Source organism: Streptomyces sp. SID12501 (assembly GCF_010550245.1).
In the GTDB taxonomy this organism is placed as follows: Bacteria; Actinomycetota; Actinomycetes; order Streptomycetales; family Streptomycetaceae; genus Streptomyces.
The window spans coordinates 1-425 of sequence record NZ_JAAGLU010000760.1; the positions used below are offsets into that span (position 1 = coordinate 1).

General features: G+C 76.2%; 1 protein-coding gene. It reads left to right on the forward strand.

Annotated elements, in window-relative coordinates; translation table 11 throughout:
• The coding region (locus G3I71_RS48330; protein WP_203733205.1) for a hypothetical protein at positions 1–425 on the forward strand (425 nt) is incomplete at both ends.

Sequence of the window (425 nt, forward strand, 5' to 3'; positions counted from 1 at the left end):
GCGTGATCGACGGCCTGCGCGGCACGGACGCGACCGTGCTCGTGGTGTCGCTGGCCGACTCGGGACGCGTCGCGCTGCAGCTCGCCGCCGCGACCGGACCGCGCCCGGGCGGTGACGCCTACGGCGCGAGCCTGCTCACGTCGGGGTCCACGCGGCAGCAGGGGCTCGTGCAGACCGTCGACGTCACGCCGACCCTCCTGGCGCTGCTGGGCCTGCCCGACGTGCCCACGATCCCCGGTGCGCAGATCGTCCCGACGCCCGGGCCCGCGACCGGCGGCGCACGCGTCGCGCGCGTGCTCGACATCCAGGAGGAGGCCAGCGCGATCACGCGCGTGCACGGCGCCTTCTCGGCGCGCATGGTGCTGAGCCAAGCCGCGCTGTTCCTCGTCGCGGCCGTGGTGCTGCTGCTGCTCGGACGCACCGCC